Origin of the sequence: Antrihabitans cavernicola (assembly GCF_008297975.1) — a bacterium.
GTDB lineage: Bacteria > Actinomycetota > Actinomycetes > Mycobacteriales > Mycobacteriaceae > Antrihabitans > Antrihabitans cavernicola.
The window spans coordinates 243084-255657 of sequence record NZ_VLNY01000004.1; the positions used below are offsets into that span (position 1 = coordinate 243084).

Here is a 12574-nt window from a genome sequence, read left to right on the forward strand (position 1 = left end):
CGAACCTAGATCGGTTCCTGCAACTCCGTGACCCAACCTGCCGGATCTTCGGTGTATTCGATGGTCACTTCACGGGCAAATCCGTGGCTGCGATGACCGTTCATATCGATCCAGCGCCCGAGGTTCTGCCAGGAATTGCCGACGGTGTCCATGCTTCCGCAGTGCAACACGGTGGCAGCGCGTTCGATGGCGGGCAAGTCGGTGATGGTGAAGTCGTACTCGTCGCTCGGCTCCGCATTCACCTGCATGCCGGCGTGCACGATGACCGAGCCGTCGGCAGCGTTCTCGTACAGCGCGACCGCGGGGCCGGTGATCGGAACACCTGCGCGTTGCAACCGGCCGACGATGTCGCCGAACATCGGCGCAACGACCGGCCCGATCTCGTTGTGTTCGTAACCGGCTGCAGTGCCGGTCAATTCGGCGATGCGGATAGCGGGCAACGGTTTGACGATGACGTCGTCGGTAGGCATGAAGTCCTCGCTCTCGATGATTCGGAGCCGTGCCTCCACCTGACCGAGTCGATCTTGGTCCTTCGAGATCTGTGTCCGCAGCTCCGATTGTCGAAGCCGCAGCATCCCTCGCAATTCGGCACCGCTGACGTTCTCGTCGAGAATCGCCTGCACCTGCGCGAGTGTGAAGCCCAGATCCTTCAGTGCGACAACGCGGTTGAGTCGAGCCAGCTGGGCTGCCTCGTAGAACCGGTATCCAGTCGACCGATCGACGCGCGCGGGACGTAGCAGTCCGATGCTGTCGTAGTGACGCAGCATGCGGACCGAAATCCGGCCGTGGCGGGCAAAGTCTCCAATGGTGAACATGACGACCTCCGGTGTACGGCCTCACACGGTGTCAGGGTCAAGCAGTCCCAGCGAGTCAAGACCCAGCGATCAGAACCGCCCGCCACCGCCGATACGCCCCGAGCTGCTCGATCCGCCGAACGATCCCGGACTGCCGCCTCCGAACCCGCCACCGAATCCGCCGCCGAAACCACCACCGAATCCGCCGCGTCCGCTCATCCCGCCGCGCAACATGCTGTCGATGAGAATGCCGCCGAGCACAGCACCTGCGTTGCCGCCACCACGCCGACCGTACGAGCTTTGCTGTTGACTGTTCTGCCACTGCTGCACGTCGGACTGCGCGGAATTCAGTGCTTGCGCGGCGAGATCGCCTGCTGCCCTTGCATGTGCAAGCGCCTGGGACAGATCGCTTGCTCGCAACGACTGCGCCTGATCCAGGTGGCGCTGGGCCTCCGAGAGCCGGGTCCGAGCATCCGCATCGACGGCGCCACGCCGCGTCGAGATGAAGTCCGCGGCGGCCGTCACCTGAGCGTTCGCCGACGTCAGCGCCTGATCCACCTGCTGCGTAAGGCGATCCGATTGCTGTTTGCGATCGGTGGCCGCGGCCAAGGCCTTGTCGAGTTCCACGTCTGCCGCGGAAATCTCGTTGAAGCTGCCCAACGGATTCTCCGACTGCGCGGCTTCGGCTCGAGTCAGGGCCGCCTGCGCTGCAGCCTTGGCCTGAGCCAGGGTCGCATCGCCGAACGGTGCGAGCTGCTCTGCTGCCGCAATGTCTTTGCGCGCGTCGTCCAGTGCCGCAGGAAGAGTGGCGATCGCGTTGCGGATGTTGTCCGCGGCATGGTCGATCGCGTCCAGTAGTGTCCGCGCCTGGTTGATGGCACCCTCCGCGGCCCGGATGGCGGACACCGCTGGGCCCTGCTTGCCCGCAGGCAATTGCGTCGCTTCGCGTCCGGCAGTGATGTTCTGCTCGGCGAACGTCAGCCGTTCCTGTGTCATCGACACGTTGTCCTTGATCGGGGCCAACGTGGCTGCCGGAAATTCGGACGTGAGATGCGTCAACGTCGTCTGCGATTCCGGCACCCGCACAGTGAGACCGACCATGTCCTGGGTCAGCGCGTCGAACCTGGCGGGAGCGTTGATCAGCAAATCGCGCATGCCGTCGAATTCGGCGACACGTGCGTCGAGTTCCTTGTCGGCCTTGCCGCAACTGCTGATCAACTGCACCAACATCTCGCGTTGCTGATCGGGGGTTTCGGGGACGTTGTCGTCGAGCCGCTGCCTGATCGAAAAGGCCTGAGCCATAGTCGACTTCGCGTTTTCGAACGCGGTGATGAACGGCTTGGTCGCGTCGTCGCCGAATTCGCCGCGCGCCAGGTTGAGCTCCTCCTCGCTCGTGCGCAGCGCGTTGTCCATCTCGACCAGCACTTCCTTCGCACGGGCGTCGAGCGCCGGAATCGGAAGTGTTGCCAGGGTATTGGTGTCCGTCGGGTCCACCTCGCGGGCGGCCTCGGTGCCCTGCTTGACGCGATCGCCCTTCTTCTTCCGCGAATACAGCGCGACTCCACCCGCGCCGACCACCACCACGCCACCACCGATCAGCAACGTCTTGACGCTGCCGCTGCTGCTGCCCGACGAGTTCATCGCATCGGAGACACCGCTCGCGGCAGCGATACCCGCTGCGCCCCAATCGCCCTGACGCAAAGCAGGTTCGATCGCGTTGACCCGAATGCCGTCGACCTTGGCCTGCGTGACGTTGGACAACCCCTGCGGGACGGAGAAGTCGTAGGCGCGGTCGACAGTGGCGACGGACAGCAGCACATCGCGGTCACGCAACGAGCTGATCTGGGCTTCCTGGGCGCCCCATGCGGTGGGATCCTGGCCTGAGAAATCGGAGACGTAGACAACCCACAACCGCACCTTGTCCGTGCTGTAGAGGTTGTCGATCGCGCTTTGCAGACTTGCTCTTTCGCCTGCATCGAGTGCGGATACCTTGTCGACGATCTGATTCGGCAACCGTGACGGCGGTTCCGCACCCGCCGTCGCAGGCAGGCAGATCAGAGCTAGCAGAGCGATCACGAAGGTGAGGGCCGACGCCGCCGACCACCGCCGCGTTCTGGACTGCAGTGATCGAAAACCGAGGCGACCCGACGACGGTGCGAATGGCATAGGCATGAATCTAACCGGTCGGAGCCCATGACAGTTGTCATGTACAGGACATGACATCCATGCGAGGCAGTGCGGGCAATCGACGAGCAGTGTGGAGTCATGACCAGAACAGCGCCATCGCATGCCCCAGCAATCGAGTTGCGCGAGCTTCGCAAGACGTTCACCACCCGCAGCGGTCCCGCGGTTCGCGCCGTCGACGGTGTCGATCTGACCGTGCAACCCGGCGAGATCGTCGCCTTCCTCGGGCCGAACGGAGCGGGCAAGACGTCGACCATCGACACGATGCTCGGGCTCGCGAAGCCGGACCACGGCAGCGTCGAACTGTTCGGTGGCGATCCTGCGTCCGCCGTCGCATCGGGGCGGGTGTCGGCAGTGATGCAGAGCGGTGGCCTGCTCAAGGATGTGACGGTCGAGGAGACCGTTCGCCTGGTCGCGGCGCTGTTCGCGAGTCCGCGCCCGGTGTCGGAAGTGCTGGCGCGGGCCGGGATCGCTGACATCGGTGGCCGATTCGTCGGCAAATGCTCGGGCGGTCAGCAGCAACGGTTGCGTTTCGCGCTGGCGCTACTACCCAACCCCGACCTGATCGTGCTCGACGAGCCGACGACGGGCATGGACGTCGAAGGCCGACGCGAATTCTGGAACGCGATGCGGGAGGACTCCAGTCGCGGCCGCACCGTGCTGTTCGCCACCCACTATCTGGACGAGGCCGACGCGTATGCCGACCGCATCGTTCTGGTCAGCAAAGGGCGGATCGTTGCCGACGGCAGCGCGGCCCAGATCAAGAATCTCGCGTCCGGGCGAGTCGTACGCGCAACCTGGCGCGACGCCGACCAGGCCAAGTTGATGCGCATTCCCGGCGTCGACGAGGTGGAGTTGCGCGGGGATCGAGTGATGGTGCGGGCCAAAGACTCCGATGCCGTTGCTCGCTACCTGCTCAATTTCACCGATGCCGTCGACCTCGAGATCGTCTCGCACAACCTCGAAGACGCATTCCTGACGCTGACCACCGATGCGGCAACTGCCGATGACACCGATTTCGTCCGAACGGGAGCATGAGATGACCACGACGATCGACAACGCCCGCGCGCTGCCCGCCCTCGGCGGGTTCAGCCGCGGCTTCCTCACGCTCGAATTGCGCCGCGTGCTGCGCAATCGCCGCACCATGATGTTCACCCTGCTGATGCCGCCGCTGTTCTTCGTGATCTTCGGTCTGCAATCGGATTTCAAGACCCAAACGGTGGGGAGCGGCAACCTCACCGGCTACATCATGGTGTCGATGGCGGTCTACGGAGCGATGCTCGCCACCACCGCGGGTGGCGCGATGGTTGCCGTCGAACGAGCCCAAGGTTGGAGCAGGCAACTGCGTCTGACACCGCTGCGACCGGTCGCCTACATTGCGACCAAGGTGATCGTCGCGATGACGTTGGGGCTGGTGTCGATCAGCGCGGTATTCATCGTCGGTGCCTTTCTCGGTGCTCACCTGACACCGATCGCGTGGGTGAGTTGCCTGGTACTGGCCTGGATCTGCTCGTTGGTGTTCGCCGCGTTCGGGCTGTTCATGGGCTATCTTTTGCCGTCGGAGAACGTGATGCAGGTGCTCGGCCCGGCGCTCGCGATGCTGTCGTTCGCAGGTGGACTGTTCATGCCGCTGCACGGCTGGTTCGGCGTCGTCGCGAAGTTCTCACCTACCTACGGCATCGCAACCATGGCTCGCATGCCATTCGGTGACGAGAGTGCTGGATCGGTTGCCGCAGCCGTGCTGAACATCGTGGTGTGGGGGACCATCTTCATCGGTGGCTCGGCGTACATGTTCCGTCGTGACACGGACCGAGTGTGAGGGTGCCTGCCGCCGCTGCAGTCGGGGCGCGGACCCCTACTGTTGACCGTGTGACAGGCGAACGACCCCCGTTGGAATTGGGTGCGAGGGAACGCAACGGACGCATGGGCTGGATCCTGGCAGGCGTCTGGCTGATCTACCTCGCCTATCCCGTCGGCGCGGCGTGGAAGCTCGACACCGTTCCGCGGGTTTTCGGTCTGACGCTGATCGCACTGTTCGCGGTGGCGTACCTGTCGGCGTTCATGTTGTTCCGCACCAGGTACGCCTGGCCGCGGCCGGCGACTCGCATCGTATGGAGCGTCGTCGGGACACTGCTCTTGATCATGGTCGTCGCGATGTTCCCACTGGGCTCGGCGGCATTCGCCTTCTCGGTGTACATCGCGGCACTCGGCGCATTCACGTTGCCCACGAAGCAGTCGTGGTTGCTGTCGCTGGGCTTGGTCGCGTCGGCGTTGATTCTGCCTCTGCTGATCTCGAGTTGGGAGAAGCAGGAATCCCTCGCATTCCAGTTGATCGTTGCGACGTTCGCGGCGTGGGGGATAGGCCAGATCATCCTGCGCAACCAGCAATTGGCCGCTGCCAGAGAGCAGTTGGCGGTGTGGGCAGTCGCCGAAGAGCGGTTGCGGGTGGGCCGCGACGTGCATGACATCCTGGGCCACTCGTTGACGGTCATCACGATCAAGACCGAACTCGCTCGCCGTTTGATCGACGTCGACGTGGAGCGCGCAAAAGCAGAACTCGAAGACATCGAACGGCTGTCTCGCGATGCCCTGGCCGGTGTGCGCAGCACGGTCGGCGGCCTGCGCGAAGTCACGTTGGCAGGGGAGTTGGCGAACGCGAACTCCGCCCTGTCGGCCGCGGGAATCCGCCCCGTATTGCCGCACATCGCCGATTCGGACATCTCGAAGCCGAGGGGTGAGATCTTTGCCTGGGTACTGCGCGAGGCGGTGACGAATGTGGTGCGGCACAGCGGCGCCCAGCAATGCGAGGTGCGTGTCCGGCCGACCGAGATCGAAATCGTCGACGACGGTGGCGGTTACGACAAGGACAACGATTCCTCGGGCTCCGGGCTCGCCGGATTGCGCGAGCGCGTGAGTACAGCGGGCGGGACGCTGCGAATAGGATCGAATCACGGTAGGGGCTTTCGCCTTGTCGCATCCTTTCCTGATTCGACTGTTGCAGAGGAGGTTTCGGCGTGACCGATCCAATTCGCCTGCTGCTCGCCGACGATCAGGCCTTGGTGCGCGGTGCACTTGCCGCCTTGCTCGATCTGGAATCCGACCTGGAAGTAGTGGCCGAGGTGGGTCGCGGCGACGAGGTGCTCGACGCGGTGCAACGCACCACCCCCGACGTTGCCCTTCTCGATGTGGAAATGCCGGGGCTCGACGGCATTTCGGTGGCGGAACAGTTGCACGGCGCGCATCCGAACGTGCGCATTCTGATGGTGACGACGTTCGGGCGGCCAGGCTACCTACGCCGGGCGATCGATGCCGGCGCAAGCGGATTCGTCGTCAAGGACACCCCGGCCCGACAGTTGGCCGATGCGGTGCGACGCGTGCACATGGGCTTGCGCGTCGTCGATCCGGCGTTGGCCACAGAGACGTTGACGTCCGGAACATCACCGCTGACCGCTCGGGAGCGCGAAGTGCTGACCGCCGCCGCGGGTGGCGCGACGGCAGGTTCGATCGCGCGGTCGATGCATCTGTCGGAAGGCACTGTGCGCAACCACCTGTCGTCGGCGATCGGGAAAACCGGAACGTCGACCAGGGCCGAAGCCGCCCGTGAGGCGGAGCGGCTGGGCTGGTTGTGACACAGCTAGGGTTGCCGCCAATGCACGGCGAAGGCGCGGGCCGGGTTCGCAGTGAAGATCGCGGTTGCGACATCCGTACCCAGCTCGTGTTCGATCCGGGGGCGTAGGCCACCGAGCAGGAACGGCATGCCGGGCCCGTCGGCTGTGGACCGCGCGGATGCCGTGACCGTATCGCCGCCGAGCAAGATCTGGTGGGTGTGACCTGCGTCGACGAGCGCGGCGATACCGTCCAGCAGGCGCCAATCGGTGTTGTGGTGGGCTCGCGACGGACCGTCGAAGGCCAGGAAGGCGCCGGCCTCGGCGGCGCGGCGATGGACTCGCATATCGGGGAAACGGTGCAGGTGTCCGAGGATCACCCGTTCGGCAGGAACGCCGTGGGTGCCGCAGAGCAGATTCAACACATCGAGGGCCGCCGTGCCGCCCTCCAAATGGACGCCGATCGGTGCGTCGGTGGCGCGATGAGCCTCGGCGGCAGCTGCCATCACGTGCAGAGCGTGGCGGTCCAGATGATGAAAGGAACCGGCCACCTTGATCATCCCTGCGCGGATCGGCGCACTGGTCAGTTCGTGAACGAACAGGTCGGCCAGTGTGTCGTAGTGGCGTTCCAGCGTGCTCGCGCTGTAGTGCTGCGCTCGATGCATTCCGGTGGCCGCGACGATATGAACGCCGGATTGCTTCGACAGCGTTGGCAATTGCTCGAGTCGGCGGCGCATGCCCCACGGCGTCCACTGAACGACGGTACGACCGCCGAGCGCAGCAAAGGCATCGATTTCGACGCGAGCGGCTACGACGTCGTCGAGTTCTTCGCCCGGTAGCGAGGGAAGGCTGATGAAGAGGTGATCGTGGGCATCGGAGACGCCGACCTCGTCGGGCGAAATATCGCCGAGAACGGTTCGAACCGTGGGGGTCATCGCGACGCCGCCTGGTCCGTATCGGCGAGCGCGGTGGCAGCGACGCGCAACCCGGCTAACGCCTTCGGCACGCCGACGTAGGGCGCAAGGTGAACGAAGACCTCGACGATTTCTTGCCGAGTCATGCCGACCCGCAATCCAGTTCTGACGTGACCCGCCAGCTGCGGATCCACGCCTCCGATCGCAGTCAGCGCGGACAGATTGACGAGCTGGCGGTCGCGTAGCGACAAATCCGGACGCTGATAGGTGCCGCCGAACAACGCGGTGACGATCCAGTCGGCGAATCCAGGCGCGACCGCTTCGAGTCCCGGCAGTGTGGACTGTTGGGTTGCGCTGTCCTGCAACACATCCAGCAGGCGGTAACCCTCGGCTCGGTCCAATGGCGCCCGCGTCAGGTGCTCTGTGAGCGGTAGCTCGGTCTGCTTGCTCGTGTCCATTTCTGCACCTTCGCCTTCGCGAGCGTTGTAACGGTTGAAGCGTTACGGAGACGCTAACACAAGTAACGGTTGAGCCGTTACACTCGTGGCATGGTCAAAGCGGACAACCTCGCATTCCGGTTCGACTGCGGCGCCGTGTGGTTGAACCTGCTCGCAACGACGGGCCGCACCTTCGGTCCGGATCCGGTCGAACGTCTCGGCACACTGGAGCGATTTGCGGAATGGCTCGACCTCTCCGAGCTGTCGCCCGTGCGGCCGCCGACGCGACGCGACCTGGAGCAGGCATGTCGCTTGCGGGAGACGCTGCGCGCGCTGGCATTGAGCACCGTCGACAAGGAGCCGCCGCCCGCCGCCGCCGTCGCCGATCTGGCAGCGATTCTTTCCGGTGACGACAAGCCGATTCGGTTGACCGCGAGCGATCGTCTGCATCGGAATCCGCCGGCGACCGCCGCCGATGCCCTGAAGCGAATCGCCCGCCAGGCGATGGAGCATCTGACCGGTGCCGACCGGCTCGCTCTCAAGAGTTGTCCGGAACACGACTGCCGGGGCGTCTTCATCGATCCGACAGGCCGGCGTCGGTGGTGTCCATCGCCTGCGTGTGCAACCCGAGGCAGGGTTCGCGCGCACCGGGCCCGCCTCGCAGGCGCCTGATCGTTGGCGCGGCTGTGAGACACGCGACCGGTGGTGGCTGCACCGTTGCGCGACCTGCGACTGGCAAACTTGGGGAGTGACTTCGGCTCCAGTGCGGTACGAACCTGAACAATCCAGCGATCCCGAACGCCTCGGCTTCGGTGGAACGCTGGTGCGTTGGGTCGGTCGGCTGGTCGTCGGAACTATGTTGATGGCAGTTCTGCTCGTCGCTGGAACCGCTGTGCGCGTCTGGCAGGTTGCGCGAATCGACGATCTGACCAAGGCCGACGCGATCGTGGTGCTCGGCGCTGCGCAATACTCCGGAACGCCGTCGTCGGTGTTCGAGGCCCGTCTCGACCAGGCCGCCCTTCTGTACGGTCGCGGAATTGCCCCCACCGTCATCACGGTCGGCGGCAAGCAGGTGGGCGACGAGTACACCGAGGCGGCGTCCGGCAAGAACTATCTGTCGGAGCATGGCGTTCCCGCCGACCACATCGTCGCGATCGAAGAAGGCTCCGACACGCTGCGCAGCATCGAAGCCGTCAACGCCGAAATGAACAAACGCAACGAGAAGTCGGCCGTCCTTGTCAGCGATCCATGGCATTCGCTGCGGACCCGCACGATGGCGCGTGACGACGGTCTCGACGCGTGGACCGCGCCGACTCGGACCGGTCCCGCCGTGTATACGCGGGAGTCGCAGATCCACGGGATCGCGCGGGAGACCGGCGCATTGCTCTGGTACCAGTTGACGCACTTCTCGGCGGATTTCAAGTACACGGCAGGGCAGTGACAAACAGCGGGGCAGCGACGACGACGCGATATTCCGAGCACGATCGACAGCGACTGGTTGTCGAACCCGCCAAAACAGCGGGTTTACCCGGCGCTGATGCGGCACATCGCAGCGACTTCTCCCGTGATCGGGCCAGGGTGCTGCATTCGGCAGCGTTTCGTCGATTGGCGGACAAGACTCAGGTCATGGGTCCGCGTGAGGGCGATACGCCGAGAACGCGGCTGACGCATTCGTTGGAGGTCGCGCAGATCGGCCGCGGCATCGCCGATGGACTGGGTGCCGATCCGGACCTGGTCGATCTTGCCGGTCTCGCCCACGACATCGGGCATCCACCGTACGGCCACAACGGCGAGAAGGCGCTCGACGATTTTGCGGCCGACTTCGGCGGTTTCGAAGGCAACGCGCAGAATCTCCGGATTCTGACTCGACTGGAACCGAAGGTGCTCGACGATGCCGGTGCCAGTGCCGGGTTGAATCTCACCAGGGCATCGCTCGACGCCGTGACCAAGTACCCGTGGGGTAGGCCGAGCGCGGGTGCCAAGTTCGGTGCGTACGACGTCGATCTGGAGCGTTTGGCATGGGTGCGCGACGGTGCTCCACCGATGCGACAGAGTCTGGAATCGCAAGCCATGGATTGGGCCGACGACGTCGCCTACTCGGTGCACGACGTCGAGGACGGTGTAGTCGCAGGCCGCATCGACCTGCGTGCGTTGGCGGATCCGACCGAGCAGCGAGCGTTGGCAGATTTGGGTGCGGGTCAGCATTCCGGCCCGTCAGCCGACGACCTTGTCGAGGCAGCTCGACGCCTCTCGCTGATGCCCGTGGTGGCGGCGGTCTCGCACTACGACGGGACCATCGCCAGCTCCGTCGCGTTGAAGCGGCTGACCAGCGAGTTCGTCGGCCGATTCGCATCGGCTGCAATATCGAGTACCCGCCAGGCGGCGGGAATCGGTCCGCTCTCGCGCTACGACGCCGACCTGGTGGTTCCGCCGATCGTCGCCGCCGAAGTGGCGATGCTGAAGACTGTTGCGCTGCGCTATGTGATGTCGGATCCAGGCCATCAGGTGCAGCAGGCCGATCAACGCGATCGAATTCACCAGGTAGCGCAATGGCTGTTGCGGACCGCACCGAAGGGCATCGATGCGTCCCTGCTGCCGTATTGGGAGGCCGCAACCACCGATCATGAGCGGGTTCGGGTGATCGTCGATCAGATCGCGTCGTACACCGAGAGCCGGTTGGAGCGGGTCGCGGCACTGGTGGAATCCGCGTCGCGATGACGTTTCCCCACGTGCGTCAAGTCGTGCTCGATTGCACCGATGCGCGCCTGCTCGCGGAGTTCTACCGCGAATTGCTCGGCTGGTCGTATCGGTCCGGCGACGAGGTGCCGCTCGGTCAGGATTGGCTGGTGCTGCGCAATCCGGCCGGGGCGGGCTTGGCATTCCAACAGGTGGCGGACTTGCCCGAGCCCACCTGGCCGACGGGTGACCGGCCGCAGATGCTGCACCTCGACCTCACCGTGCACGATGCGGAGGAGTTGACGGCGCAACATCGCCGCGTGCTGAACCTGGGTGCGAAGCTGCTTCGCGATCGATTCGACGACCCTGACGAGCCGCTCTACGTGTACGCCGACCCTGCTGGGCATCCATTCTGCATCTTCGTCGGGTAGGAGCACTCTTCACGTTAATCCCAAGGGCCCCAACAGTTTCAGGAGTTTCGTGTCGGAGGGTCTCGATACAATTCGGGCATGGGATTAGGGGAGATTCTCGAGGAGATCAGGTCGGTGAGCCGCGAGTCGTGGCAGCTGACCGACGACGCGTTGGCGTCGTCACTCATCGATGTCTGCTCCGCGATTCATGGTCTCGAAGCGCTGCGGTACCGGTTGATCAGCGACATGAACGAGCGCGGCGCCGTCCCGTCCGGGTACACCAGTGTCGCCTTCTGGTTGGCGTGCTGCACCTCGTTGAACACCCGTGAGGCGGTCCGGATCGAACGGCGCGCGGACGCTCTGCGTAGTAGTCCGGAGGTGCGGGCGGCGTACGAGGCCGACGACATCTGCGCCGATCACGCCGCGATGATCATTTCGTTCATGGAACGACCCCCGGCGGCGATGCCTGCCGAGGCGGCACCCGCCGCCCTGAAGTTCCTCTTGGACGCCGCGACGGATCGCGACACCCGGGTGCTGCGCGGTGCAATCGCGAAACTGAAGCAGGTCTTCGAAACCGATGATCCGCCACCCGCCGAAGACCTTGATCGCAACGAATTCTTCGCCTCACCCACCAGCAACGGACGCGTTCTGCTCAAAGGTGATGTCGATGCCGAGACCGGGGAGATGCTGCTCTCCGCCCTGTCGCCGTTGTCGAAACCACGACCCACCTCAGATGCCGAACCGGATCGACGCACCCCAGCCCAACGCCGGGCGGATGCCCTGACCGAGGTGCTGCGCCGCTACCACGATGCGGCGTGCGGGCCGGAGGAAGGTAACGAGCGCCCGCACCTGCACGTCCATATCAACGCCCGGGATCTCGTCGAAAGGCCTGCTGCGGATCGGGGTGCGTACGACGAGATGTTCGCCCAAACGGATGTGGGTTGGACGCCCTGGATGGGACCCTTGTCCGTCGATACGGTTGGCCGGTTGGCGTGTGACTGCACCCTGTCCCCGATTTTGTTGGACGAGAACGGCACCCCGATCGATTTGGGCCGCACCACGAAGGTGATTTCCCGAAAGTTGCGGCGGGCGTTGGTGGCCCGGGATCACGGGTGTGCGTTCCCGGGCTGCGGACGGCCCCCGTCGTGGTGCGACGGGCATCATGTCAAGCATTGGGCGGATGGCGGACCGACGGATTTGGATAATTTGGTCCTGCTCTGCCGGTTTCATCACCGGATGATTCATCACAGCGGCTGGGACGTGATCATGGGCGAGGATCGCCACCCGTGGTTCATCCCACCCGCCTCGCGGGACCGATTCCGAGAACCCTTACCCGCCAACAACCGCGGGGCGCCCGTCCCCGCGTAAACACCGGCACACAACCACACAGAACGGCTCCGCATCGGCAACCCGATGCGGAGCTGTCCTGCATATGTCTGGTGAGCGCCTCCGCAGCCGTAGGAATGCCCGCTACATGGACAGTGGCGGCGTTCGGTGCGCCCGACGAGGTCCGCGATCGTGACCGGCACCCGGGTAGTCGTCGGCACCCAGATC

The 12574-nt window shown here is 64.7% G+C and carries 13 protein-coding genes; 9 read left to right on the forward strand and 4 right to left on the reverse strand.

All coding sequences use genetic code 11. The features are described from left to right. Nucleotides 1-5: 5 nt before the first annotated feature. Entirely contained in the window at nucleotides 6-815 is an 810-nt protein-coding gene (locus tag FOY51_RS10935; protein WP_149430261.1) for a MerR family transcriptional regulator, read from the reverse strand. Between the two features lie 69 nt (nucleotides 816-884). Then, the gene (locus tag FOY51_RS10940) at nucleotides 885-2960 is read right to left on the reverse strand and encodes a TPM domain-containing protein (protein ID WP_149430262.1); all 2076 of its coding nucleotides are present in this window, start codon (nucleotides 2958-2960) and stop codon (nucleotides 885-887) included. Between the two features lie 99 nt (nucleotides 2961-3059). Here FOY51_RS10940 and FOY51_RS10945 point away from each other — a divergent pair, with 99 nt between their 5' ends. Genes FOY51_RS10945 through FOY51_RS10960 form a run of 4 tightly spaced genes read left to right on the forward strand, consistent with a single transcriptional unit; the run spans nucleotide 3060 to nucleotide 6607 of the window. Continuing rightward, nucleotides 3060-4016, forward strand: a complete 957-nt coding sequence (locus FOY51_RS10945; RefSeq protein ID WP_149430263.1) for an ABC transporter ATP-binding protein — start codon at nucleotides 3060-3062, stop codon at nucleotides 4014-4016. A 1-nt stretch (nucleotide 4017) separates the two neighbouring features. Then, nucleotides 4018-4797, forward strand: coding sequence for an ABC transporter permease (locus FOY51_RS10950; RefSeq protein ID WP_149430264.1), 780 nt, complete (start codon nucleotides 4018-4020; stop codon nucleotides 4795-4797). A 50-nt stretch (nucleotides 4798-4847) separates the two neighbouring features. Then, nucleotides 4848-5996, forward strand: coding sequence for a sensor histidine kinase (locus FOY51_RS10955; protein WP_149430265.1), 1149 nt, complete (start codon nucleotides 4848-4850; stop codon nucleotides 5994-5996). Next, entirely contained in the window at nucleotides 5993-6607 is a 615-nt protein-coding gene (locus FOY51_RS10960; protein ID WP_149430266.1) for a response regulator transcription factor, read from the forward strand. Before FOY51_RS10955 ends, FOY51_RS10960 begins: the two co-directional genes overlap by 4 nt. A 5-nt stretch (nucleotides 6608-6612) precedes the next feature. Here the strand turns inward: FOY51_RS10960 and FOY51_RS10965 are convergent, their stop codons facing one another. After that, complete coding sequence (locus FOY51_RS10965; RefSeq protein WP_149430267.1) at nucleotides 6613-7518, reverse strand: phosphotriesterase family protein; 906 nt, start codon at nucleotides 7516-7518, stop codon at nucleotides 6613-6615. Further along, the gene (locus FOY51_RS10970) at nucleotides 7515-7955 is read right to left on the reverse strand and encodes a carboxymuconolactone decarboxylase family protein (protein WP_149430268.1); all 441 of its coding nucleotides are present in this window, start codon (nucleotides 7953-7955) and stop codon (nucleotides 7515-7517) included. Before FOY51_RS10970 ends, FOY51_RS10965 begins: the two co-directional genes overlap by 4 nt. Nucleotides 7956-8045: 90 nt before the next feature. On the opposite strand from FOY51_RS10970, the gene FOY51_RS10975 reads away from it, so the two are divergent. From FOY51_RS10975 to FOY51_RS10995, 5 genes are all read left to right on the forward strand, one after another. After that, nucleotides 8046-8606 (forward strand): CGNR zinc finger domain-containing protein, encoded by a 561-nt coding sequence (locus FOY51_RS10975; protein WP_149430269.1) that lies wholly within the window; start codon nucleotides 8046-8048, stop codon nucleotides 8604-8606. 76 nt (nucleotides 8607-8682) lie between these two features. Next, nucleotides 8683-9375, forward strand: a complete 693-nt coding sequence (locus tag FOY51_RS10980; protein ID WP_371830434.1) for a YdcF family protein — start codon at nucleotides 8683-8685, stop codon at nucleotides 9373-9375. Next, on the forward strand, nucleotides 9372-10652 hold the full coding sequence (locus FOY51_RS10985) for a deoxyguanosinetriphosphate triphosphohydrolase (protein ID WP_149430270.1): 1281 nt from the start codon (nucleotides 9372-9374) through the stop codon (nucleotides 10650-10652). Before FOY51_RS10980 ends, FOY51_RS10985 begins: the two co-directional genes overlap by 4 nt. Next, nucleotides 10649-11041, forward strand: a complete 393-nt coding sequence (locus tag FOY51_RS10990; protein WP_149430271.1) for a VOC family protein — start codon at nucleotides 10649-10651, stop codon at nucleotides 11039-11041. Before FOY51_RS10985 ends, FOY51_RS10990 begins: the two co-directional genes overlap by 4 nt. Nucleotides 11042-11119: 78 nt before the next feature. After that, a complete protein-coding gene (locus tag FOY51_RS10995; protein WP_149430272.1) occupies nucleotides 11120-12388 on the forward strand; it encodes an HNH endonuclease signature motif containing protein in 1269 nt (422 codons plus the stop codon). Nucleotides 12389-12574 lie beyond the last annotated feature (186 nt).